This is a genomic window from Vibrio splendidus (genome assembly GCF_001557875.1).
Lineage (GTDB): Bacteria > Pseudomonadota > Gammaproteobacteria > Enterobacterales > Vibrionaceae > Vibrio > Vibrio splendidus_F.
This window is the reverse complement of sequence record NZ_LNRF01000001.1, coordinates 20,972-46,329: the sequence shown is the minus strand read 5'-3', so window position 1 is coordinate 46,329 and position 25,358 is coordinate 20,972. Positions and strand designations below refer to the sequence as shown.

The 25,358-nt window shown below is 45.4% G+C and carries 21 protein-coding genes; 7 read left to right on the top strand and 14 right to left on the bottom strand.

Annotated features, from left to right (window positions below; translation table 11 throughout):
* Positions 1–2: 2 nt before the first annotated feature.
* The 9 genes from guaD to ATB74_RS00160 all read right to left on the bottom strand — a co-directional run bounded on the left by guaD (position 3) and on the right by ATB74_RS00160 (position 10,373).
* Entirely contained in the window at positions 3–1,337 is a 1,335-nt protein-coding gene (gene guaD, locus ATB74_RS00200) for a guanine deaminase (protein WP_061015646.1), read from the bottom strand.
* Between the two features lie 59 nt (positions 1,338–1,396).
* The gene (gene xdhC / locus ATB74_RS00195; protein ID WP_061015645.1) at positions 1,397–2,278 is read right to left on the bottom strand and encodes a xanthine dehydrogenase accessory protein XdhC; all 882 of its coding nucleotides are present in this window, start codon (positions 2,276–2,278) and stop codon (positions 1,397–1,399) included.
* A gap of 67 nt (positions 2,279–2,345) precedes the next feature.
* Positions 2,346–4,736: a xanthine dehydrogenase molybdopterin binding subunit gene (xdhB, locus tag ATB74_RS00190; protein ID WP_061015644.1), complete on the bottom strand. Its 2,391-nt coding sequence runs from the start codon at positions 4,734–4,736 to the stop codon at positions 2,346–2,348.
* Positions 4,729–6,174: a xanthine dehydrogenase small subunit gene (xdhA, locus tag ATB74_RS00185; protein WP_061015642.1), complete on the bottom strand. Its 1,446-nt coding sequence runs from the start codon at positions 6,172–6,174 to the stop codon at positions 4,729–4,731. The genes xdhB and xdhA overlap by 8 nt, the downstream gene beginning before the upstream one ends.
* A 451-nt stretch (positions 6,175–6,625) precedes the next feature.
* Positions 6,626–7,360, bottom strand: coding sequence for a GntR family transcriptional regulator (locus ATB74_RS00180; RefSeq protein ID WP_048611788.1), 735 nt, complete (start codon positions 7,358–7,360; stop codon positions 6,626–6,628).
* Positions 7,361–7,554: 194 nt separating this feature from the next.
* Positions 7,555–8,241: a DNA-3-methyladenine glycosylase I gene (locus tag ATB74_RS00175; protein WP_060981011.1), complete on the bottom strand. Its 687-nt coding sequence runs from the start codon at positions 8,239–8,241 to the stop codon at positions 7,555–7,557.
* A 101-nt stretch (positions 8,242–8,342) separates the two neighbouring features.
* Positions 8,343–8,840 (bottom strand): GNAT family N-acetyltransferase, encoded by a 498-nt coding sequence (locus ATB74_RS00170; RefSeq protein WP_061015640.1) that lies wholly within the window; start codon positions 8,838–8,840, stop codon positions 8,343–8,345.
* Positions 8,841–8,890: 50 nt separating this feature from the next.
* Positions 8,891–9,517 (bottom strand): HD domain-containing protein, encoded by a 627-nt coding sequence (locus tag ATB74_RS00165; protein WP_061015638.1) that lies wholly within the window; start codon positions 9,515–9,517, stop codon positions 8,891–8,893.
* Between the two features lie 196 nt (positions 9,518–9,713).
* A complete protein-coding gene (locus ATB74_RS00160; RefSeq protein WP_061015637.1) occupies positions 9,714–10,373 on the bottom strand; it encodes an HAD family hydrolase in 660 nt (219 codons plus the stop codon).
* Between the two features lie 412 nt (positions 10,374–10,785).
* On the opposite strand from ATB74_RS00160, the gene ATB74_RS00155 reads away from it, so the two are divergent.
* Entirely contained in the window at positions 10,786–12,114 is a 1,329-nt protein-coding gene (locus ATB74_RS00155) for an anaerobic C4-dicarboxylate transporter (RefSeq protein WP_010432780.1), read from the top strand.
* Between the two features lie 216 nt (positions 12,115–12,330).
* Here the strand turns inward: ATB74_RS00155 and nagA are convergent, their stop codons facing one another.
* Both nagA and ATB74_RS00145 read right to left on the bottom strand, forming a co-directional pair.
* Positions 12,331–13,467, bottom strand: coding sequence for an N-acetylglucosamine-6-phosphate deacetylase (gene nagA / locus ATB74_RS00150; protein ID WP_179946882.1), 1,137 nt, complete (start codon positions 13,465–13,467; stop codon positions 12,331–12,333).
* 19 nt (positions 13,468–13,486) lie between these two features.
* Positions 13,487–14,179, bottom strand: a complete 693-nt coding sequence (locus tag ATB74_RS00145) for an N-acetylmannosamine-6-phosphate 2-epimerase (protein ID WP_060981015.1) — start codon at positions 14,177–14,179, stop codon at positions 13,487–13,489.
* A 227-nt stretch (positions 14,180–14,406) separates the two neighbouring features.
* Between ATB74_RS00145 and ATB74_RS00140 the strand changes: the two genes are divergently transcribed.
* Positions 14,407–16,014 carry a PTS transporter subunit EIIC gene (locus tag ATB74_RS00140; protein WP_061015632.1) on the top strand — a complete coding sequence of 536 codons (1,608 nt, stop codon included), beginning with the start codon at positions 14,407–14,409 and terminating at the stop codon, positions 16,012–16,014.
* 93 nt (positions 16,015–16,107) lie between these two features.
* Positions 16,108–16,956, top strand: coding sequence for a MurR/RpiR family transcriptional regulator (locus ATB74_RS00135; RefSeq protein ID WP_060981017.1), 849 nt, complete (start codon positions 16,108–16,110; stop codon positions 16,954–16,956).
* 107 nt (positions 16,957–17,063) lie between these two features.
* Here the strand turns inward: ATB74_RS00135 and ATB74_RS00130 are convergent, their stop codons facing one another.
* Positions 17,064–17,387: a DUF4144 domain-containing protein gene (locus ATB74_RS00130; RefSeq protein ID WP_061015630.1), complete on the bottom strand. Its 324-nt coding sequence runs from the start codon at positions 17,385–17,387 to the stop codon at positions 17,064–17,066.
* Positions 17,388–17,472: 85 nt separating this feature from the next.
* Complete coding sequence (locus ATB74_RS00125; RefSeq protein ID WP_061015628.1) at positions 17,473–18,264, bottom strand: CLCA_X family protein; 792 nt, start codon at positions 18,262–18,264, stop codon at positions 17,473–17,475.
* Between the two features lie 251 nt (positions 18,265–18,515).
* Here ATB74_RS00125 and ATB74_RS00120 point away from each other — a divergent pair, with 251 nt between their 5' ends.
* Together ATB74_RS00120 and ATB74_RS00115 are read left to right on the top strand one after the other, a co-directional pair.
* A complete protein-coding gene (locus ATB74_RS00120) occupies positions 18,516–19,847 on the top strand; it encodes a ferredoxin reductase family protein (RefSeq protein WP_060981020.1) in 1,332 nt (443 codons plus the stop codon).
* A 139-nt stretch (positions 19,848–19,986) separates the two neighbouring features.
* Complete coding sequence (locus ATB74_RS00115; RefSeq protein ID WP_061015626.1) at positions 19,987–20,394, top strand: hypothetical protein; 408 nt, start codon at positions 19,987–19,989, stop codon at positions 20,392–20,394.
* A 68-nt stretch (positions 20,395–20,462) separates the two neighbouring features.
* Here the strand turns inward: ATB74_RS00115 and ATB74_RS00110 are convergent, their stop codons facing one another.
* Positions 20,463–21,905 (bottom strand): hypothetical protein, encoded by a 1,443-nt coding sequence (locus tag ATB74_RS00110; RefSeq protein ID WP_061015625.1) that lies wholly within the window; start codon positions 21,903–21,905, stop codon positions 20,463–20,465.
* A 287-nt stretch (positions 21,906–22,192) separates the two neighbouring features.
* Between ATB74_RS00110 and ATB74_RS00105 the strand changes: the two genes are divergently transcribed.
* Together ATB74_RS00105 and ATB74_RS00100 are read left to right on the top strand one after the other, a co-directional pair.
* The gene (locus ATB74_RS00105) at positions 22,193–23,671 is read left to right on the top strand and encodes a DUF1214 domain-containing protein (protein ID WP_061017679.1); all 1,479 of its coding nucleotides are present in this window, start codon (positions 22,193–22,195) and stop codon (positions 23,669–23,671) included.
* Positions 23,672–23,789: 118 nt separating this feature from the next.
* Positions 23,790–25,283: a DUF1254 domain-containing protein gene (locus ATB74_RS00100; RefSeq protein WP_061015623.1), complete on the top strand. Its 1,494-nt coding sequence runs from the start codon at positions 23,790–23,792 to the stop codon at positions 25,281–25,283.
* Positions 25,284–25,358: the final 75 nt, after the last annotated feature.

The window sequence follows — 25,358 nt, the reverse complement described above, 5'->3', positions numbered from 1 at the left end:
AATTAACTCACAAGCTTTTTGTAATCTTTAAAGTTTACATCGTAGGCTTTCTCACCGTAGATGTAAGTCTCGCTGACGGTTCTGTCATCACCCAAGCTCATTAGTACAAATAGTTTTTCTTCAAGCTTGGTCGCTTGTTCCATTCTAAAGCGCATCAATTGTGTAGCATGTAAGTCGAGTACTACGAAATCCGCCTCTTTACCCACTTCCAAGTTACCAATCTTGTCTTCTAGATGCAGTGAACGTGCGCCACCTAATGTTGCTAAGAACAGTGATTTGGCTGGGTGCAACTTCTTGTGTTGTAGCTGCATGATCTTATAGGCTTCGCTCATGGTCTGCAGGATCGAGAAGCTAGTGCCTGCGCCTACATCTGTCCCCATACCAACGCGAATGCCGTGCTCTTCCATTTCTGGTAATCGAAATAAACCTGAGCCTAAAAACAGATTTGAAGTCGGACAGAAAGCGATGGCTGATTCGGTGTCCGCTAGGCGCTTACATTCGCAGTCAGACAGGTGAATACCATGGGCGAATACCGAACGTTTGTGCAGCAGGCCATAGTGGTCATACACATCTAAGTAGCTGTCGCGTTCTGGGAACAGTGCTTTTACCCATTCAATCTCTTTCTCGTTTTCAGAAAGGTGAGTGTGCATGTATACGTCTGGGTACTCTTCTAATAACTTACCAACAGTAGCAAGTTGCTCTGATGTACTAGTTGGGGCAAAGCGAGGCGTCACGGCGTAAAGCAATCGGCCGCGGTTATGCCATTTTTCAATCAACTCCTTAGAGTCTACGTAGCCTGATTCTGGTGTGTCTGTGAGGTAATCAGGCGCGTTGCGATCCATCAAAACCTTACCTGCAATCATACGTAGATTACGCTTCTCGGCTTCTTCGAAGAATACGTTGACCGACTCTTTATGCACGGTGCCGAACACCAGTGCTGTGGTCGTTCCGTTACTGGCTAACTCATCTAGGAATAGCTTTGCCACTTTGTGTGCATAGACTGGGTTTTTGAAGCGTTTTTCTTCTGGGAAGGTGTAGTTCTCTAACCAATCAAGTAGCTGCTCACCGTAAGACGCGATCATCCCTGTTTGAGGGTAGTGGATGTGCGTATCAATAAAACCAGAGGTGATCAGCTTGTCTTTGTATTCTTTTACTTCGAGTGTTTTAGGCTGACGAGCCAATACTTCATCGGCATGGCCTAAGTCGACGACGTGGCCGTTTTCAACCACTAAAACACCGTCTTCAAAATAGTCGTAAGACTCATCGATACCGACGTCTTTTGGGTCGGCTACGCTGTGTAAAATACTGGCGCGATAAGCTTTGCGTTGCGTTGTCATGTTTACTTCCTTTTAATGACTTCAGTAACGTTATGGCTACTGAAGCTTTGCGACTTGTATTAGGCGATCTTCTCTTCCAAAGGAGGTTCGTCTACATCGCTTGGTTGACTGTGTTGCTCCGTCAAATCCCGATTTTGATATTGTTTGGTTGGGCGCTTTTGTTCAAGTGCTTGGCCTTGATAGTGTGCGATCAGTTCACCCGCAACCGATACCGCAATTTCAGCGGGATGTTTGCCATTGACTGCACTAATGCCGATAGGGCAGATCATGGTTTCAATTTGTTCCTGGCTGTAACCACGCTGCTCTAGTCGGAAATCGAATTTCTTACGCTTGGTTAGCGAGCCGATCATGCCGAAGTAGCGACTGTCTTCACGGTCGATGATGGCCTTAGTTAAATCGAAATCAAGCTGGTGGTTGTGGGTCATCACTAGGTAGTAGCTGTTCGGTGGCATCTGTTTTACTTCGCCAACCGGATCATCTGTGACCAGCTTTTTCACACCGTGAGGAAGTGTGTCAGGGAACACTTCTTCACGTTCATCAATCCAGGTCACGCGGAAGGGCAGAGTCGCGACAATATGCAGCAGCGCTTTTGCCACATGGCCAGCGCCAAACAACACGAGATGGTTCTGTTGAGTGCCAATCGGTTCAAAGCTTAATGTTGCCATTCCGCCACAACATTGGCCTAAACGAGCGCCTAGATTGAAGCGTTCTACTTTGAGTGATTTTTCACTGGCAATCAGCATCTCGCGCGCCATTTTAGTGGCCACATGTTCAAGGTGACCACCACCAATCGTAGCGATGATTCGGTCACGAGTGACAAGCATCTTGGTACCCGCATCACGTGGCACTGAGCCTCTGTCTTCAAGCACTGTCACCATCACACATGGTTCGTAGTTCTCTTCCAGTTTTGCCAGTTCGTGAATCCAATTATCCTTAAACATATGTCCTCCTAAATCCCTTCTATGCTTCCTAAGCTGTTTATTACGTCCTAAGCCGTACCTATCAGCTCTAAGCCGTTTCTGATTGAGCATCGACCGAGGTCGGGGCTGTTTCAGAGACTTCCTGAATCGCCATCAGAATACGCTCTGGCGTTGCAGGTGTGTTGAGCTTAGGAATCGCGCCATCAACGGCTACGTAGCTAATCGCATCTTTCAATGCGCTCCATACCGACATACCTAACATGAAAGGTGGCTCACCCACGGCTTTCGAGTTGAATACTGTGTCTTCTGGGTTGCTGCGGTTTTCCAAAAGGTGCGTTCTGAAATCAATTGGCATATCAGCAATCGCAGGGATTTTGTAGCTTGCAGGGCCGTTGGTCATTAAGCGGCCTTGCTGGTTCCACACCAACTCTTCCGTTGTTAACCAACCGACACCTTGCACAAAGCCGCCTTCGACTTGGCCGATATCAATCGCCGGGTTCAATGAAGCGCCCACGTCATGCAGAATATCAACACGCAGAATCTTGTTTTCACCGGTTAGGGTATCGATGATGACTTCTGAACAAGAAGCACCATAGGCGTAGTAGTAGAACGGACGACCGCGTGCCTTCTCGTGATCGTAATAGATCTTCGGAGTGCGGTAGAAGCCAGTGCTTGATAGCGAGATTTGGTTGAACCAAGCCAGTTCAACAAATGAGTTGAAGGTCATGATCTCATCGCGGATCTGCACCATGCCGTTCTTGAACACCACTTCTTCTGGGGACACTTTGAAGTGCGAAGAAGCGAAGTCTATCAGGCGTTGCTTAATGGTTATTGCGGCGTTTTGCGCGGCCTTACCGTTGAGGTCGGCGCCCGATGAGGCTGCGGTTGGTGATGTGTTCGGAACTTTGTCTGTGTTTGTAGCGGTGATCTGTATACGTTCGACATCGACTTGGAACTCCTGTGCAACGATTTGTGCCACTTTGATGTTCAAGCCTTGCCCCATTTCCGTACCACCGTGATTCAAATGAATACTGCCATCGGTGTAGATATGGATAAGCGCACCTGCTTGGTTCAAGAAAGTCGCAGTAAACGAGATGCCGAATTTCACCGGTGTGATAGCAAGACCTTTCTTCAAGATAGGGCTCTGCTTGTTGAACTCAGCGATTTCTTTACGACGTGCGTGATAGTCACTGCTGCGTTCAAGCTGTTCGGTTATCTCAGGTAAAAAGTTGTCTTCAACGGTTTGGTAGTAATGGGTTACGTTACGGCCTTCTTCGCCGTAGTAGTTCGCCTTACGTACTTCCAAAGGATCTTTTTTCAGGTAACGCGCAATCTCGTCCATGATGTGTTCGATGGTCATCATGCCTTGCGGGCCACCAAAGCCGCGGTAAGCGGTGTTCGACGCTGTATTGGTTTTGCATCGGTGACCGACCACAGTTGCATCGCCTAAGTAATAAGCGTTGTCTGAGTGGAACATCGCGCGGTCGACGATAGAGCTTGATAAATCTGGTGAGTAACCACAGTTACCTGCAACGGTAATGTCGGCACCTTGAATCACACCATTGTCGTCAAAACCGACGGTGTATTGGTTGTAAAACGGGTGTCGTTTACCGGTTTGTTGCATGTCTTCGTTACGCAGCAGGCGCATTTTGGTCGGTCGACCTGTAAGGTGGGCAATCACCGCTGCCATACAGGCAGGAGAGGCTGCTTGAGTCTCTTTGCCACCGAAACCACCACCCATACGACGCATATCGATCACGACTTTGTGCATCGGTACGCCAATCACTTCCGCGACCAGTTTTTGTACTTCGGTCGGGTTTTGTGTTGAGGTGTAGACGATCATGCCGCCATCTTCGGTTGGCATTACGCTACTGATTTGAGTTTCTAGGTAGAAGTGCTCTTGGCCGCCGATCTCTAGGTCACCAGAGATCACGTGTTTCGCTTTTTTCAGTGCTGCTTTTGAGTCACCACGCTGTTGAGTGTGGCTTTCTGTTACGAAGTGCTCTTTCTCTAGCGCTTCTTTGACATCAAGAATGGCAGGTAGCTCTTCGTATTCAATAATCGCTGCGTGTGCAGCTTTGCGTGCCGTTTCTAGATCGTTCGCTGCTACAGCAATCACGGGTTGGCCGTAATATTCTACTTTGCCGTCGGCAAGCAGTGGGTCACCCGGTAGGATTGCACCGATATCCAGCTCACCCGGAACGTCTTTGGCTTGGATAGCAATGGCTACACCATCAAATTCGTAACACGGTGAAACGTCGATCTTAGTGATCTTCGCATGTGCTTGAGTACTCAGGCGTGCGTACACGTGCAGTTGATTGGGAAACTCTAGGCGGTCATCAATGTATACCGCTTCGCCCGTTACTTGTTTGGCTGCACTGTCGTGTTTAACGCTTTTACCTACGCCAGTTTTTAGGTCTTGTTTTGCAATGGTAACCATCTCTTCGTGGGTCATCGCATGCTCGTGTGATTTAGACATAAGACGTTACCCTTGTTTCGATTTGGTTGTTTTTATTCTGTTGTTCAATGAAGTAGCGACGCAGCATGTTAGCCGCCGACAATGAACGGTATTCTTGGCTTGCACGGAAATCAGATAGCGGTTCAAAGTCGTTATACAGTTCTTGCATCGCTAACTTAATATTAGCGTCTGTCCATGGTTTGCCTAATAACGTATTTTCACAACGGGTTGCGCGCTTAGGCGTTGCAGCCATACCACCAAAGGCGATACGAGCGTGTGTTACCTTGCCATCTTCAATTTGAATATCGAACGCACCACATACTGCAGAGATGTCATCGTCTAAACGTTTAGACAGTTTGTAAGCGCGGAAGCTGTCGTTGGTTGGTTTAGGGATGATGATTTGTTCAATGAACTCACTCTCTTTCTGCGCCGTCACCTTGTAGCTGATGAAGTAATCTTCGATCGGCATGGTACGTGACTCGTCGCCGCAACGAAGTTTGATCTTCGCGTTCAGGGCAATCAGCAGAGGAGGGGTGTCACCGATAGGCGAGGCATTCGCCACGTTACCGCCGATGGTGCCTTGGTTACGCACTTGCAGTGACGCAAAGCGATGCAGCAGTTCACCAAAATCTGGGTAGTGTTTTTTCAATAGGGAGTAAGAATCACTGATAGGCAGGTTGGCACCAATGATTAAATCGGTGTCGGTCTCTTCGCATACCTTCATATCTTCAACAAGGTTTACGCTAATCAGTGTTTCAATCTCGCGATGGAATTGCGTCACTTCCAATGCTAAATCCGTGCCGCCAGCAACCAGCTTAGCGTTCGGGTGGGCTTGAAAAAGCTTGGCCAGCTCATCGGTGCTTTTCGGGGAAAAAGCGGTGAGGTGACCAAGGCGTAAGTTGGCCTCGGTGTCTTGAATACTTTCTAGCTTCTTGATGGTGTTACGTTCAAGTTCAGCAAATTGGTCGATCAAAGGTTGGTCTGTTGAAAGCGACATCGCGGCATCAACGATTGGTCGGTAGCCTGTACAGCGACATAGGTTACCCGCCAGTGATTCCATGACGTCTTCTTTGCTCGCATCGGGTTTGTTTTTGCCTAGTGCAAACATCGACATGATGAAGCCCGGCGTGCAGTAACCACACTGTGAACCGTGAAAATCAACCACCGCCTTCTGCACTGGGTGCAATGAGCGATCTCGATTTTGCAGATCTTCTACCGTGATCAGTTGTTTGCCATGCAGCGCTGAAACGAACGTAAGGCAAGAGTTCACCGAGCGGTATTGCAGTTGTCCATCAACCACTTCACCCAGAACTACCGTACATGCGCCACAGTCACCTGATCCACAACCTTCTTTCGTACCCGTTTTATTAACCTTGGTACGAAGGTAGTTGAGTACTGTCATATTTGGCGACAGATTATCTTCACGTCTTATTTCCTGATTGAGCAAAAAAGTAATCAAGAGACCTCCTTGTAAATCGACATATATCCATGTGTATTCTTTTTGACTTCTAGGTCAATAATTATCCATCCTGACCCTGCGGTCAACTATTTATTTACAGAAATGCAACAATAATGTGCTGCATTTAATTGTATACAATTTATTCTATTGTCTATTTATTTGTTTTATAAAGATTTGAAGGCCTTTTGATAAGTTTGATGGTGTGAATGTTTTTTAGCGATGTATACAAAAATTGTAGAGGGTTAAGGAGGCGGGAACATCGGTGTTATTCAGTTCTATAGCCTCATTCAGGCTACTAATAACAAGGCGAACAGGGGAAGTTGTGGTGATTTTCTAGCGATGGAAGAGGGTTTTACGCATAAAAAAGAGAAGTAAACGCTGAGGCTTACTTCTCTCCTGTTTTGTTAATAAAAAGTTGTTAACAAAAGATTTGGCTATCTAGTTAGCAGAACTATGACTTGCTCTTGAGCAGATCAGAGAACACCACATGCAGGTCGCTCGAAGCTGTGTTGCTGTCTAGGTTGAGCTTCGAACGAATATGGCTCAAGTGCTCTCGCATTAGGTCAACGGCTTGCTCTTCATCGCCAGACTCTATCGCATCAAGCAATCCTTCATGCTCATCCAAAGAGCAGTTCGAGTGGCTACCGGTTTCGTATTGGGCAATAAGCAGAGAGGTTTGCGATACCAAGCTGCGTTGGAAAGCCAGCAGTGGCGCGTTCTCAGCCATTTCAGCCAGTTTGATGTGGAACTCACCAGACAAACGTAAGCCAGAACCATAGTCACCTTGGTCAAAGGCGCAGTTCTCTTTCGCGACCAGTTTTCTACACTCATCGATTTGGGCTTTGGTGGCATTCTTAACCGCTAGCTCAGTGATAGCAATTTCCATCACTTCACGTGCTTTAAATATCTGTTTGGCTTCGTCTACTGTGGGTGCTGCAATCACAGCACCTCGGTTAGGACGGATCACCACAACTTGCTCTAAAGATAGGCGCAGCAAGGCACGACGGATAATAGTACGGCTAACACCAAAGATTTCTGCTAGTGCTTCTTCGCTTAATTTGGTGGCTGGTGGCAGCCTTTGTTCTAGTATCGCGTCGAAGATATGGCAGTAAACAACATCGTCTTGAGTCTGGCCTGTTACTTTCGTTTTTACACCTTTGGAGACAGAGTTTTTGAGAACTGTCATAGAGATAAGGACCCTTGTTTAGTCGAGTTGGGTTGGTCGAGAATAATTCATGAGTATTACTCTATATTGTATACATTTATCTATACAATGCCACTGGATGAAAGTGCGATGTACGCTTATTTGTTAATGACTTATAACATTTAGTTTGCAGTGAACTGTGTGCAATCTAAAGCTTTAAGCCATTCTTCTTAAAACTAGACGCGATTATCGCCACAGCTGTAGGCGACGATCTGGCTTATTTCACTCAGGCTACGACCTGATTGTTGCTGCCATTCGTTGAAAGCCTTACTTGCCGCGACTTGTGCTCGCTTGGTATTGCGACCGCTATCGATCACATCCGTACTTCGTAGGTGCGCTTCTACGTCAGAAGACAGGATGAAGGTGTCTTTACCCATTTGGCGCAAGGTATAAGCACCTGTATTTCCGCCCAAGCGCTTGCCGTGTTTCTTCAAATAATCCCACAGTTCTGTAATGCGTTCTGATGGCCAGTCGGCAACCATTTGTGAGAAGGAATCCGCTTCACGCTTGGCATTGTGGATCATCATTGCGTTCGCAGGAATTGTCATTACTTTGGTGAGGTGGCGAATAATACGTGGATCTTGTGCTTTCTGTTCCCACATCTCATTCGGCAGCATCAGCATCTTTTCGATGTCGAACTCAAAGAACACTTCTTCAAACTGCGGCCATTTCTTTCTCACTACACTCCACGAAATACCACACTGGAACACCTTTTCTGTAAAGGCTGCAAGCCAACGATCGTCGGTGATTTGTGATAACTCGGCTTGTGAAAGAGGCGCACGAACAATCTTTTCGAGCTCTTCAGCGCCGCCTTTACGGTGAGCGGCACGTTGATAAATGGTGTCGAATTTTTCTTGGGTCATTGAAGGTTCCAAATTACATCTGTGTATCTTGAGTGTGTAGGTAATGCTTAATGATATGGGGTGAATCTGGTAATTAAAACCAGTCTGTTGATCAAAGCGAACTAGCAGAGCTTTAATTCCATCTGATACAAGGGCCATGTTTTGCCATTGAACTCTTTCACGCTTGGCTCTTTGTCGACCACCTCAAAGCCCGCTTTGTCGTAGCAGCGTTTTGCGCCGTGGTTTTGCTTGAAGACGGCCAAGGTGATGGTGGTGACATTTGGTATTTCTTTCGCCGCTTCTAAGGCCGTTTCGATCATCGAGTGTCCTAACCCTTTTCCTCGTTGGTTTGGGTGAATTGCGACTCGGCAGAAGCGAAGTTCGCTGCCTGACATGCGTTGAAATTCCATAAAGCCAAGCAATGCACCTGTGCTAGAGCCAACATTAGGTTGAGAAAATGTATACAGCTCAACATGTGGTTCTTGAGATCGTTCGATGATAGAAGCCGCTTCTAACGGCCAACCAAAGGTTCGCCCGCCCCATAACACGTAATCTTCCAGTGAAGTGAACCAAGTGACGATCTCGTCGGCGTCGGATTCCTTAAAGCGATTAATTTCCATATTCGTACTTCTCCCTTGTTGGCTAACTATTTTTCTAAGCAAGTAAGCCGTTAAACTTCTGTGCTCAACTGATCAAGAAAGCCACGCATATAGTCAGTGCGCTTGTTAGCTTCTAACTTGGCGGATTCTGTATTCATGGTTTCCGCGAGCTTAAACAGCTTCACGTAGAAATGGTCGACGCTGTAATGCTTGTCATCCAAGTCTCGATGTTCAGCGAACGGGTCTTGATGGTTATAGAGTTCGGCATTAAAGCTCTGACCCACGTACAGGCAACGAGCAATACCAATTGCACCGAGAGAATCAAGGCGATCAGCATCTTGCACGATTTGAGCTTCTAAGGTTTCCGGTGTGATGTTGGCGCTATAGCTGTGCGTGACAATGGCATGATGGATCTCATCAAGATAGGACGCGGGGTAGTCGATAGTTTTGAGGAAAGAAATCGCCTTGTCTGCTGCCATTCTTGAGCTTTGGGCTCTGTCTTGGTGGTTCTTAGGAAAGGTGAAGCAATCATGAAGATAAGCAGCGGGAAGAACGACTTCAAGTTTAGCCTGTTCTTGAGTACACAAAGCTTTGGCAGTTTTGACGACACGCTTAATGTGGCTGATGTCGTGCGCTGCATCTTGTGTCATTTCTCGCTGTGCAAAATCAAGCAGTTGGCCTTCAAATTTCTCAATCACGTGTCTCTTTCTCCATCTTTAGGCGTTAGCAATCTTGTTCATCATTTGGCATATGTTTAACATCGACTTTAACAGCTTCAAGCGCGAGTTTTTATCTTTTATAAAAACTATACCAACAAAAAAACCGACTCTGTGAGTCGGCTTAATAGAGAGGCTTGTCTACGTTGATAAAAGCATTATCAACGGCAGTTAGAGCTTAAGCTGCAGCTTGTTGAAGCTGTGCTAATACATCATGCAGAGAAGGGCTGATGGTGTGACCAAGCGCTTTTACTTCGTCACATGGCTCTACTAAATCAGGGATTTGGAAGCTGATCATGTTGGCTGCCATAGAAGCTCGAATGCCGTTATTTGAATCTTCAAACGCGAGACAAGTTTCAGGTGCAACCCCTAGGCGTTCTGCCGCCAATAAGTAGATCTCAGGGTGAGGCTTGCCGTGAGTCACTTCACAGCCTGTGCTTAGTGAAGTGAAGTAAGAATCTAGGCCTGCTAACTCAAGCTTCTTCTTTGCGATATCAAGCTGAGTGGAGGTCGCCACCGCGATTGGAATATCGTTTGATTTTAGCCATTCAAGCAGCTCAATCACGCCATCTTTAACTGGGATAGCCTGGTGTTTCACAATCGCGCTATAGCGAGTGCACCATTCGTTGTTCAGCGCTGAGTAATCTAATCCTTCACCGTAGCCATTTCTAAAAATCTGTTCGATGGTTTTTGCGTTACAGCCAATGATGCCTAGGTACACATCTTGCAAAAACGGAACACCTTGCGCGTGACATGCTTCTTCAAAAACCAGCATACAAAGTCGCTCGGTGTCGAGCAGCAGTCCATCCATATCAAAAATAGCAGCTTGAAAATTCATATTCGTGGTTCTTTCTGTATTGCCATCGTAAGGGCGGGTATTTTGACACAGTGTATGGGGATAGGCGAGTTAGAGTTAAGTCAAAATGGCAAGAATTATATTACAAAGATTGAGGAGAATAGGGGCAGTCCGTTATGGGTTTCTGAATGGGTGATAGCGTTTAGTTATGATATTTAAATTTTATAGATTCAGGCGTTCTAAAAGAAACAATGACTATCAGAATGCATAACAATCCTAGAGTTTCACATGAGTGAAAAATTACATTTTAGATACTTAATCGCCTGTTATCGTGACCCTAATCTTATAAAAAACAATCCATTAAAACGCTCAATGATTGTGTGATCTACCAATAAGTAACGCATTGAACATAAAGACAAAATAACATTAGTCCACACTTTTAGCAGGGTTGATTATGTTGTATTTTGAGTTTCTATTTTTATTAGTCGTCCTTTATATCGGGTCTCGGTATGGCGGTATTGGCTTAGGTGTTGTTTCTGGTATTGGTTTGGTGATCGAGGTGTTTGTCTTCAAGATGCCACCAACGTCTCCACCTGTCACCGTAATGCTGATTATCCTCGCCGTTGTTACCTGTGCCTCGATCCTCGAAGCCGCAGGTGGCTTGAAATACATGCTGCAAGTGGCGGAAAGGGTGCTAAGAAAGAACCCGAAACGCGTCACCTTGATAGCTCCGTTCGTGACTTACTCGATGACTTTCCTATTGGGTACTGGCCACGCGGTTTACTCCATCATGCCGATCATCGGCGATGTCGCACTGAAGAATGGTATTCGTCCTGAGCGTCCAATGGCGGCAGCGTCAGTTGCGTCTCAACTAGCCATTACGGCATCACCAATTTCAGCAGCTGTCGTTTATTACTTAGCGCAACTTTCAGATATTCAACACTCTATTACTCTGCTTTCCATTTTGATGGTGACGGTGCCTGCAACCTTGTTTGGTACGTTTTTACTTTCTTTGTACAGCTTGAAACGCGGTAAAGAACTGAACGACGATCCTGAGTATCAAGCGCGCCTAAAAGATCCTGAGTGGAAAAAGCGTATCGAAAGCACCACAGCGACATCTTTGGATGAAGTGCTGCCAACTTCGGCTCGTAATGCGGTATTGATTTTCCTACTTTCAATTGTCGTGATTGTTATCGTGGCGATGGTGCCTGAAATCAGAACCATCGTAGACGGCGACAAGCCAATCAAGATGTCGGTGATCATCCAAATGATGATGCTCTGTTTCGGCGGTATCATCTTGCTGGCAACCAAAACTGACCCGCGAGATGTGCCAAACGGCGTGGTATTCAAATCCGGTATGGTGGCGGCGATTGCTATCTTCGGTATCGCTTGGATGTCGGATACTTACTTCCAATACGCAATGCCTCAGTTCAAATCGGGTATCGTGGAAATGGTAACCAACTACCCATGGACGTTCGCACTAGCGCTATTCATCGTATCGGTTGTAGTGAACTCTCAAGCGGCGACTGCACGCATGATGCTACCTGTTGGTCTTGGTTTAGGACTAGACCCAGCACTGCTTATCGGCTTGATGCCAGCGGTTTACGGTTACTTCTTCATCCCGAACTACCCATCAGATATCGCAACGGTGAACTTCGATGTCTCTGGCACCACCAAGATTGGTAAGTGGTACTTCAACCACTCATTCATGTCGGTTGGTTTGATCGGTGTCGTCGGCGCATGTTGTTTAGGCTACGCACTGGCACAGATTTTTATCGCTTAATTTATTTAGATATCATTTGGTTTAAACGTAAAACAGCGTCAGTTTGGCGCTGTTTTTGTTTGTCATTAAGGAGATATCGCCAGTCGTTTTGATACTTACGACGGCTTAAGAATAGGTGGGTTAACTGAGTTTTGAGGTATCGATGATCTGAGAGGAAATAAAAAAGGCCACTCAATAGGGGGGCAGAGTGACCTTCAGGAGTTTTAGGTTGGGCTTTTAGCAGGTGTACAAATTTCCGTCGACTAAAACAGAATTTGGTTCGCCGTTTTTATCCAGAATTGTTGCAGACGCTCGGTACCCTACTTTTAGGTAGCCTAGCTCACTTTCAAGGTTCATCGCATGGGCTGGGTTCGTGCTGGCCATTTGATAGGCGTGTTCTGGATCTACGCCCCAATCAATAAGGTTTTTTAGTGACTGAGCCATGGTGACATGCGCGCCAGCTAGGTTGCCTGCTTCGTTAACTAACTTACCATCTTTGACTTGAATCTTTTGACCATCAAGCGTGAAACTTTCATCAGGGTTTCCTACGGATGCCATAGCGTCGGTAACCAGCACCATTTTGTCTTTTGGTTTAAGTTTGATAGCCATTAACAAGTTTTTGGGGTGAACGTGAATACCGTCAGCAATGTAAGATGCCCAACAGTCATCATCACTTAGCGCAACACCTACCGCACCAAGTTCGCGGCCAGTTTGTGGTGACATTGCGTTGTATAGGTGGGTAAATCCATCGATGCTTTCAAGTTTACCAGCAAGGTCTCGTTCGACAAGGTTAGTGTGTCCTGCAGCAATGATACAACCTTTATCTGATAGCCATTTTATGGACTCTGAATCTACTTGCTCAGGCGCTAAAGTGATGAAGTTAATGCCTTGCGTTAGCCACGGAAAAGCGTCCAACTGTTCAATGCTAGGGCTGTAGAAGTTGTTTTCATCGTGCGCCCCCTTTTTTACAGGGTTTAGCCATGGACCTTCTAAGTGAATGCCTAGCAAACCATCAATTTTTTTTTCTATCCCTTGCTCAATCGCGTTTAGCGCCGCTGCCATAGTAGATGGCTTTTCGCTTACAAGGGTAGGCAATAGATACGCTGTTCCGCCTTTGCGGTGTGCTTCTATGATGGTTTCAATCGCGGAAACGGATTGAGTATCATTGAGCATCACGCCACCACCGCCGTTGACTTGGATATCGATAAATCCAGGGGTAATGATAGCGTCGCCGTAACTGAGCAATTCGATATTTGAATCAAGTTTGTCAACTGGGGTTATTTCAAGGATCCCGGTGTGATCAAATACTAAAGCGTGGTGCTCTAAATAGCGTTCACCGTCAAACAATGTGTGTGCGGTAATGGCTTTCAACATGATGTTGTCCTTTTCTTATTTAGCTATTTTTTGCACTAGCGGTAGCTTCGAGGTACCAAGATGTCGCAACTTCTAGGCGTGTTAGTGCGGAACCAACGGTCACTGAGAGTGCACCAGCTTGGATTGCTTGTTTGCATAGCTCTGGAGAGTTGAATCTTCCTTCCGCCATAGTGAGGTAGCCAGCTTGAGCAAACTTGGTGACCAATTCAAAATCTGGCTCTTCCGGTGTTATTTCTCCAGTGTAGCCAGAAAGTGTAGAACCTATTAATTCAATGCCTTGGGAGTGCGCCCAAAAGCCATCGGCAAACTCAGCACAATCGGCCATACCAATACAACGCGATTGAACAATAGTTTGTGCTATGACTTCGCGAGTTTCCGGCCTAACTCGATCTGTTGCGTCGAAAGCAATAATCGCTGCACCCGCTGCTTCTAATGCTTTCACGTCATCAATAAATGGTGTGATACGCACCGGGCTGTCAGGTAAATCTCTTTTTACAATGCCAATGATTGGGATGGATACGGCTTTCGCTACAGCCGCTACGCGTTCAGCGCTTTCTATTCTTAACGCAGGCGCACCTGCTACTTCTGCAGCTTTTGCCATAGCAACAACAAACTCAGTGGTATCGAGTGGACTTCCTTCAACTGGTTGGATAGAAACGACGATAGTGTCGGCCAGCGTTTTGGCTATTTTAGTGATATCCCAGTTCTTCATTACTCGCCTCTTAATATGATCTTTATTCTTTAGAACTTGTTTATGAGGCAGTTATACTACTGAAAATAATCTTCATCCATAGTGAAGATTATATTTTTTACAGCGATCACAGATTTTCTTCATCATGTTTGAAGAAAATTTTCATTGTGTTGATAATTGACTCGATTAAGGGAAGCTGCATAGCGGTTTAAATACAATTTTAATAAATCAAAGGGTTTGGAGGGTACATGAACGGTATCTTTTCTGTACTACAAAAGATCGGTCGGGCATTTATGTTGCCCATTGCTGTTTTGCCAATGGCGGGTATTTTACTTGGGGTTGGTGGGGCATTTACGAGTGGGCCACTCATTGAAACTTATAATCTGACCTTCTTAGCTCCAGGGACGCTTGCCAATCAGTTTTTGGTACTCTGTTTCCAAGCGGGTCTATTCGTGTTTGTAAATTTACCATTGCTATTTGCGGTTGGTGTTGCGATTGGTATGGCAAATAATAATAAAGAAACGGCAGCGCTTTCCGCGGTGCTTGGCTTCTTGTTATTCCATACAGTAATTGGTGCAGTACTTGGTTTTCAAGGATTCTCGCCAGAGACCACCAGTGTTGAAGGACTTATTGCGGCTGGCGCCAATGCGGATGAAGCGGTGGGTTTAGCTTCTCTATATACCAAAGAGCTTGGCATATTTACCCTACAAACAGGTGTGTTTGGCGGTATTACGTGTGGCCTACTATCGGCGTTTATTACTAATCGTTTCTCAAATGTGACACTGCCTGATTACTTGGCGTTCTTTAGCGGAAACCGCTTAGTACCCGTCATGACAATGGTGTTCTTTATTCCGTTAGCATTTGCGTTCCCATTCATCTGGCCACCAATTTTTAAATCTATCGTTTTTGCAGGTGAAGCTTTCTCTGCAATGGGCTACATCGGTACTTTCTTCTACGGTTCATTGATGCGTCTATTGAACGTATTTGGTCTCCATCATGCGATTTACCCACTGTTCTGGTATACCGAACTAGGTGGCGTACAAGAAGTTGCCGGTGAAATGGTCGCTGGTGGTCAAAAGATTTTCTTTGCTCAGCTCGCAGATCCAGCGACGGTGCACTTTAGCTCTGAAGCAACACGCACAATGACAGGTGGCTTCTTACCTATGATGTTTGGCCTGCCTGCAGCAGCTTTAGCTATGTACCGCTGTGCAGACGATAAAAATAAAGCCAAAGTAAAAGGTATCTTGTTCTCAGCTGCGTTAACGTCGTTCCTAACCGGTATTACTGAGCCACTAGAGTTTACTTTCTTGTTTGTTGCACCCGCATTGTACGCGGTACACGCCGTGCTAGAAGGTATAGCTTACATGCTGATGCATATGCTAGACGTCGCAGTTGGCATTACTTTCTCTCGCGGTATCATCGACTTTACCTTCTTTGGACTGTTACAAGGAACAGCAAAAACATCGTATCAATGGATTCTGATCCTTGGCCCAATTTACTCTGTGATTTACTACTTCGTATTCAGCTTCATGATTCGCAAGTTCAATTACTCAACTCCGGGTCGTAACGATGCAGAGAGCAAGCTTTACACTCGTAAAGATTACAGCGGTAAAGAGGGCGGTTTGATTGATGACATCGTGACGAATTTAGGTGGTAAAGAGAACATTGCTTCGATTGACGCTTGTATCACTCGCTTGCGCATTACGGTGAAAGACAGTGAATTGCCAGCTAGTGATGAAGTTTGGAAGTCGTTAGATGCTAAGGGGGTGATTCGCTCCGGCAATGGTATTCAGTTGATTTACGGAACTCAGGCTGAAACTTATAAGAATCAGATAATAGAAAAATATCAGTTATAACAATTGATTGAGATAAGAGCCTAGCAAACGCTAGGTTCTTGTTGTTTGAAATTGCGTTATACTCCCAGCGTTAGTTACGGAATCAAGAGCACTATGAACGCACAACCTCAAGTTAATCTACTCTCTCGCCTTCGTTATGGCATGGAAGGTTACAGCCCTAAATTAAAAAAAGTGGCTGATTTTATTGTATCTAACGCCGATAGCGCTCAGTACCTTACCATTACAGAGTTAGCAAGAGATACAGTGACAAGTGAAGCGACCGTGATTCGCTTGTGTCGAGACTTAGGCTTTAAAGGTTATTCTGACTTTCGAATGGGATTGGCAATTGAGCTCAGCCAGCCGCGATCACAGAAAGCAAATGAACCCCTTAATGAGAATGCAGATCGAATTGACAACGCGACCCAAAGTGCGATTACCAGTCTTCAAGACACCAGTACACTGATAGACAGGAAGCAGATTGATCGTATTTGTCAGATGATTCATGGAGCTGACAATATTCACTGCGTTGGTGTTGGGGCATCGAGTATTGTTGGCCGTTATTTGTCTTTTCGCTTAACCCGAATTGGTAAATGCTCGACCATGTTTGAAGACACTCATATTGCAGCGATGCGTGCTATTAAGTCGAAACCAAGTGACCTGTGGTTTGCGATTTCAAGCTCGGGTTCGACTAAAGATGTGGTGTACGCCGCGACAAGAGCAAAGAGCCAGCAATCTCCAGTCGTGAGTTTAACTAACATTCGTCATAGCCCATTATCTGTGACTTCTGATGAAGTATTAGTTGCCGCTAGACCAGAAGGCCCTTTAACAGGCGGTGCATTCGCATCAAAAGTGAGTGCATTATTGTTGGTAGATGTTTTGATTAATCAGTTAGTGGCCGAGTACGAAGAGTACGCTGAATCGGTAAAAGATACCGCTGAAGTAACCATGGCGTTTATGGTCTGAGTACTGAATTTATTGGATACTCGATTCTATTTTGAAAAACAGCGCCTAAATTGGCGCTGTTTTTGTATCCACTGTTTAACGAGCCTGACTTGTATCAGCAACCAATCTTAACGTGGCTCAAAAGCCAAAGACTGAATCGCTTCTTCGATAGTCAGGAAGTGAATCTTCATTAGGCACACTTCTGCTTTCTGAAATTCATGATTTCGAATCAGTTTAGTCACGCTTTCAACCGAGTACTGCTCAGCTCGTTTAGCTAATTCTAGTTGGTTTGAGTTTGATTGAAGCGAGTAGCTGTTACCCTCTGAATCAATGAGGTAATCATCTTCACCTAGGATCATGTCTGAGCATTCTGCCTGAAAATCGTTCTCGGATGCGACGTAAATAAGCTCATCATCACCGTCGAGTTTTACCAAAGATGGCCAAGTGATCATTATTGTCTCGAAATTATGCATGTTGAAATTTGTAGTTTACGACTATAAAGGCTTTCGAACCTTTGGTCATGTGCTGTCCCAAACGTTACTTACTTAAAGACCGCCCTAATGGTGCGAAGTAACCTTGCAGGGCTTGGTAAATCTCTTCTCGATGCGCCATATCAGGATACACGGGGTACATATCAGGCTTGGTTGTGCCATTGACTAAATAAGCGTTCTTGATATCTGAACAGGATTCAATCACCGACTCAAAAGCACGCGCCATCATCTCTGTGGGTAGTGAGAAGTAACGGGCAGACATCGCTTTATCGGCAATAACGCTGCGCGCAACGTAGTCGTGTTTATCTAGGTTGTTGTCACTGAGTAGTGTGGCATCGAACACAGACATCAAACTCTCGTTTAATGGATGAGGTCGCACCTTTCTATCGTGTAGCCAACAATCACTGGCGAACAAGATGTGTTTTCGGGGGCCAGAGGTATCACCAATCTCAAACGCCTTTTCGGCAATGTAGTGGTCAAACGCATGCCAGAACTCATGTGCTAACGCACCAGCCCCTGCGTTTTTAGCGAGGGCTAATTCTCTTTGATTTGGTGCGTAGTGTGCTTGTACCCCCTTTCTTCCACCACTACCGAACGCTAAGCCTAATGTGCCACGCAAGCCAATTGCTTCTGGTGGCAAAGCCAAGATGTAAGCCAAGTCTGCTAGCGAGTCGAATATCAGATTCGCTGCTAGCTCTTTTTCTTCTTTAGTGACCCAAGCACCCACACGAATGCTGCCCATACCGAAGGTCTGTTTAATGTCCATAAAAGACACCTGGTCGCCATGTCGGTAGTCCGGGCCTTCGCGCGTTTTGTATTTAAAGTAGGTTAACTTCAAAGGATTCCTTGGAAACAGACGTAAGGAGTGCGTAACGTGGTTTTAGCAATGGGTATGATGAACTTGTATCACGCACTTTTGCAAGCTAAAGGAAAGTACCACTTTTGTCGATCAATTGCTGAGTGTAATTTATCTATATTGCGCTTTCTATAAAATGACAGGTGTGAGCCTTTGCATAGATTTACGCTCGTTGACGTCCCTTTACATCACAGGAGCTAAAGTAATGATGTCGTCTTTATGAGTGTTAAAAAATGAAAACAGTCCGCAATATCCTTTGGGCAATGATTGCCACAATGTCAGCCTTTTGGTTTGCGATGGAACCGCAATTATTCGCTTCAAGCGATGTCTTCGAATGGCGCTCTGCCATGATTCAGTATTCGGGTATTTTGTCTCTGATGTTAATGTCCATCACCATGATTTTGGCGATGCGTTTGCCTATGGTCGAGAATTGGCTCAAAGGTATGGATAAAGCGTATCGAGTCCATAAATGGCTTGGCATCGGTGGTGTGGCGATGGGTGTGACACACTGGTTGTGGTACCAAATCCCTAAGTCCCTCGTGATGTCTGGCGTGTTAGATAAGCCTGTTCGACATGATAGTTCAGGGCCGCAAGCGGTGTTGACTGGTTGGGAGCTGTGGGTCAATGAACTGCGCGGTATTGCTCAGGATATTGGCGAGTGGGGCTTCTACTTATTACTCGTTTTACTTGTAGCGTCACTATGGGCGGCAGTGAAGTACAAACCGTTTAAATTGTCTCATCGCCTGATGTCGGTCGCGTATCTGTTTATTGCTTTTCACTCGGTAATACTGCTTAAACGAGCGTATTGGGGAGAGCCTATTTATTATCTAACTGTGGCATTTGCTGTGGTTGGATCTATCGCAGCGATTTACAGTTTGTTGGGCTTGGTTGGGCGTCGCAATCGCCACTCTGCTTCTGTCGTGTCCACTCGCTACTTTCCACAAGCTGAAGTGATGGAATTAGTGATAAAGCCAAGTACATCATGGCGAGGACACAAAGCTGGGCAGTTCGCATACCTGCGTTTTGGTAATGAAGATCCTCATCCGTTTACTATTGTTTCTGGTAGTGAAGACTCAGAGCTACGCTTTTTGATCAAAGAGCTGGGTGATTTTACCAATGGCCTATATGAACGAGTGAAAGCGGGCGATGCGGTAACGGTTGAAGGGCCCTATGGTCGACTTGATTTTGACCTAAGCAAACCACAAATTTGGATTGCTGGTGGTGTCGGGATAGCGTCGTTTTTTGCAACACTAGAAGCGCTCAAAACAGAACGAGATCATCCTCGTATTGAACTGTTTTATTGTATTCGCGGTGTTGATCAGCAATTAATCGATGAGTTATGGCACCTTGCACACGCGGTTGGTGTGAAGTTGACCGTGATAGATACATTACATTCACCTCGACTGAACGCCGGAAGAATGGTCAATCAATGTGGTGACCTCAACGAATACGAGATGTATTTTTGTGGGCCGGAGTTGTTCTCTACATCACTGAAAAAAGAATTAGACACCTATCAATTTGATATTGAAAAGCACTACCACGAAGAGCTGTTTGTGATGCGTTAAAGCCAAGTATTGGGGCTGAGACTGTTAAATTCGTTAATCGGCACAGTACAAAAAGGCGTAAAGTCGCTCAATTTGTTATTGCAGCGGTTTGCTATTGAGCGATACCATATAGGGCTGTTTCTTTGGTAAAGATGTAATTATGTCAGATGAAAAACTCGCACTAGAGTGGATGCGCCAACAAGCTCATAAAGTTGACCCATACGTTATCGAACCATCGTTTGATGAATGCGTTGAGTTGCTTGATCCTGCCTTCAAGAAAGGCAAGAGTGTTGCTCAACTAAAATATCTGTTATCTGAAGCCGATCGCCGAGCGGGTGCTGCTGAGCGTAAACATGCGGCTTTAAAATATGCCAAAGAGAAAAGCCCAAATGCAGGTCAGATCCTGCGTTTGCAAAGCAAGCTTCAACAAGTTCAGTTGGCTCTCAAACTTGCTACTGGCGACAGCAACATGACCATTTCTCAGTTCTGTTCTGAATATGATGTGACCAAGCGTGACGGTAACACTGCATGGAATGAGAAGTTGGTTGAACAGGGTAAAAGAAAGTAGTCATTAAAAAGCCTGAAAATTGCTTTTCAGGCTTTGTCGTTAATTCGTTTATTCAGAGCGCCCCCAGGCTAAGGTCGAATGTTATTGAAGCTGACCTTCTGCATTCCGCCCTCAAGTCTCTCCAACTTAACCACATCCCCTTGATAGTAATACGGTTCCATTGGCATCTCGCTGTTGGTCGGCCTTGCGTAATGTAATACTGCTGGCTTTGCGTCGACTTGCTGAGCGAACAAATAGCCAATCAGTGCATGTTCAAACTGGTGATAACCGTTGCCCCAATGGAAAGCTTTGGTGCGTTTTGGATCAAGCCCAGCGCCGCCGTACTTGTGATCAACCCATACATCATGAAAGGTGGATAGGGTGTATTGCAGTACGTCTTTCATTGAACCATCGACAAGCGATACCGTCATGGCGGCTTGATCGAGCTCTGCCCATTCCCATGATGAAGCCCAGTTTGTGTTTGGTCTGCTTTGCCATCCAGTAATCTCTTGTCCTTCCCACGCTTGCTGAAGTTCTTCGCCAAAGTATTGAGATACGCTGACGAACTCTTTTTGATATTGAGCTTGGGCTAAGGTGTGCTTCATCCCTGTGATGCCAAACTCTTTCCATTCAGAGTTATCCAATGTTTGTCCCGTAAGGTAAGTCATCCAATACGCTTTGATGGTGTGTCCAAAATCGTTGTGATTAGCATTCGGCATCATTGCTGCTTTATCGTGAATTGCACCGTAGAAGCGTTGTTCATCTTCAGAATGGTATTGGTCAATCATGGTTTGCGTGAGCCAGTTTAAGTCATCAAGCCATTTTGATTTGACGGGCTCTTTGAGTAGAGGTGCGACGAGCAACAGGTAACCGTTAATTTGATCAAGTTGTGCGACAAGCTCACGTCGTTTTGCACTGCCATCCTCACCGTCAGCAAGTACCCATGCAAGACCACTGTTGTCGCTAACTCGATATTTATCAAAGATAAAAGATTGTTGGGCGATGAGTGCTCCTTCTACCTTTTTGTCTTGAGTCAGGTAGTAGTACATGGCGAGGCCAACCAGCGCATACGCTTGATCTTGAGAGGTACGCTGTTGCCAATCCTGGCCGGTTTTTCCCTCTTTTGTGTAGCCAATAAAGCCGCCATTTTGCGTATCTTCTAGTTGATCAATGATGTAGTAGGCACCTTGCTTAGCTAGCTCTAACGCCTGCTTGTCTCCGGTAAGATGGTAGAGCACGCCATAGGCATAGGTTTGACGTGACTTCATCCGCGTAAATTCTTTGCCAAAGTGTGGCGTGATCCAGCTTTTGTTCAGTTCAGGGCACACATCAGAAACATCGAGCAAGGTACCGTCATCACAGCGGAAAGTAGGGCAGTTGCCTATCGGTTCCCCTTGAGCGCTAGGCATCAACCAGTAAGGTGCTAACCCTTCAGTAGCGTGGTTGAGCCACTCTTCTCCAGAAGGAAGAGGGGCGTTGGCAGATACGGCGAAGCTAGTAACACTGAGTAATGCGATCGTTGATCGTAACATGATGTTTATCTTAACTATTTGAATTTCGTTGAATATAAACAATCAGGTCTGCACATTGTGGTTAGGCGATCACAATCGACCAAAATATTGCGGAGTAGAGGAAGGTTTACAGATCATTGAGTCGTACCGGGATGGTCGAACAGTATCTAGCATTATCCTAAAATTGAATAATTATAAATGACTATAAGTCATTGGATGAATTTTGGTCTCATTCGTATACTTGGTTCAAACAAAGGATGTTTTTTAAACAATTGAATGTTTCACCTTTACGAAGAGATATGCTCAACATGAAAAAACTTCTCCTAGCTTCGCTACTTGCTATCAGCACAATGCCGGTCTATTCCCAATCATTCGACGATACAGATGACATCCTTAATCGCGCATCGCAGATCGAAAACCTTGAATACAAAATGATGGTGCAGCGTGCCACTCAAACCGCAATCCATTATATGCCGGCTGTGACTCAGATTGATTTTTTGAAAGCGACTCGTCGAGACCTGAATGGCGATTTCAACGATGTGGTTTACGTTAACGAACCTTTTGGCTCAGAAAAAGGCTTCCTCACGGCTAACGACACCACTGCTTACGCTTGGGCAACCACAACCTCCAAAAATGGCCCTGTCGTTATTGAAGTTCCGGCGGCGACTGACAAAGTGAATTACTTTGGCTCGGTTGTGAATCAGTGGGAAGTACCGATCACGGATGTTGGCTACAAAGGTGCAGACGAAGGTAAAGGAGGGAAGTATCTATTCTTGCCACCAGGTTACGACAATGAGTTAGGTACAAAACAAGAACTTGAAAGCCAAGGCTACTTGGTATTTGAAACGGATACTTACCTGTATGGATTCTCTTTTAGACCATCGTTAACCAATGGGGCAACAGACTTAGATGCGGGTAACTACGCGAAGAAAATCAAAATCTACAACCTTGCGGATGCCAAAAATCCACCCAAGACAGATTACTTGGATGCAACCGATGTCGCTTATGACAGCCTCCCTTATTACAACGAGACGTTCTTCCAAGACATTAATGATGTCATTCAAGAGAACCCTGTTAGAGCACAAGACAAGGCGATGGTTTCGTTATTAAAAGATCTTGGTATTGAGAAAGGCAAGAAGTTTGCCCCGTCAGAAGAGCAGAAAAAAGCGATTCGTGAGGGGGTACTTATGGCGTATGCGCACATGCAGTCGAAATTCGTAGAGCCTGATCAAACGGTGAGTGCGCTATGGAAAGATAAAAACGGTAAGCCTTTATCGCAATGGTCTTTCTGGAATTTTGGCCCTCAAGCTCAACTTGGTTTCCCATTTGTGGATGAAGATGAGGTGTTAGTTGATAAGCGAGCAGCGTCGTACTTCTACGTGACTTACTTGCCAAAGCAATTGGGCGGTTCAACCTTTTATCTAACGGGCTTACGTGATTCACAAGGTGAGATGTTAGATGGCAAAGCGACGTACAAGCTCAATGTACCAGCCGACACACCAGTCGAGGATTTCTGGTCAGCGATTGTTTACAACATGGAAACCAAGAATTTTGTTAAAGGGGTCGATCGAGTAGGGCTATCGTCTCGAAACGCAGACACGATGAAAAAGAATCCAGATGGTTCGTATGATTTGTACTTCGGCCCAGAAGCACCAAAAGGGCAAGAGAATAACTGGGTTCCTACAGGTGGTGAAGATTACTTCTTATTGTTCCGACTTTACCGTCCAACATCGAAGACTTTCTTTAAAAACTGGATGCTAGAAGACATGGAAAAAATCAGTGGCTAGCCAGCAATAGAGACTCAACTGTCTCTGCAAGTAAATGGCTTAATGCGTGGCACCCAAATGAAGAATACAAATGGGGTCGATTAGGCTATGAGAATCACTTTAGACAAGAGAAACTATTATGAAAACATCGATTATTGCTACGTTGCTGATTACTTTAGGTTGTTCATCTATGGTGCTCGCTGAGCCTAAATTTAGTGCGCAAGTACCAGATAGCATCATCACGCCAAACAAGGTCGAATCTGCCTATCTAGGTGAGCTGAACTATACCGATGGTGCACCTACTGAAGAAACGCACGCTAAGGTGCAAGACTTTGTTCAAGTCTCCAATGCGGTTCGTGTGTTTCTATCCGGCATTCCTGTTGCTTCAATACAAGGACTGCTACTGGGGCACGAAAGTATTGGCATGAAGCCGAACCAAACCATTGCGATTTCTGAAGACAACTTAGACGCCAATAGCTTGTGGTTAACCGCGAATACAACCACGCCGTATATCACTTCTGAAATTGATGTGAAAAACGGCCCGGTTGTTCTGGAAATTCCAACCCCAGTACTTGGCTTACTCGACAATGCTACATTTAAATACGTTGATCGAATTGGTGTCACTCATCCAGATAACGCAGCTAAATCAGGCAAGTATTTTATCCGTCACTCTTCGTGGAAGGGCAATGTTCCAGAAGGGTACATTGAGGTTGTCAGCGAAGGCTATCAGCATTGGCTGTTGCTGCGCTTGGTGAGCTCACCAGAGAGTATGGAACAGAGCATTACAACATTAAAAAACACCACCAAACTGTATCCGTATGGTAAAGAAGATAAGACAGAGTTCATGAATATTTCTGGCGTTGATTACAACACTATTCATGCTATGGACGAGACATTCTACGATGAGGTGAATGCACTTATTCAATACGAACCTACGGCTATTTTTGATGCTGAATGGTTGTCGTTAGCCAAAGATATCGGAATCGAAAAAGGGCAGGAATTTGCTCCCAATAAGCGCATGCAGCAAACCCTGTCGGAAGCGGCAAAAATAGCAACCGCTGAAGCGCGCTCTACCTATTTTCATCCTAAGGAAGAGATGTTTCGCTACGAAGATAGACAATGGTTTACTCCGTTAGTTTCAGGGCATGAGTTTAAAGACGCAAATGGCGTGATTGACTCTGACATGCGAGCCACTTTCCACTTCATGGCAACGGGAATTACCCCTGATATGGTGACGAAAACCGTAGGCAAAGGTTCGGATTACTTATTGGCAACACGTGATGCCAATCAGGAAGTGTTAGATGGTAGCCAGCACTACACGGTAACAATGCCGCCAAATGCGCCTGTAGAGAAGTTCTGGTCATTTATGATCTACGATAACCAGACGCGTTCCATGTTAGAAACCGACCAAAAATCTGCGGGTATCGATGGTTTGAGTGAAGACATTAAGAAAAACAGTGATGGTTCTATCACCATACACTTTGCACCTGATGCGCCAAAAGGAATGGAAAACAACTGGGTGCAAACGACGGAAGGGAAAGGTTTTAATATCATCTTCCGTATGTATTCACCGACAGAAAAATGGTTTGATAATTCATGGAAGCCAGGTGACTTTATTAAAGTAAACGAGTAATTCTATCAAAGTAAAGTAGCAGGCTAATCAAGATTGGATACACCCTTAAGTGGGTGTATCTTTTCGTGTTATGGT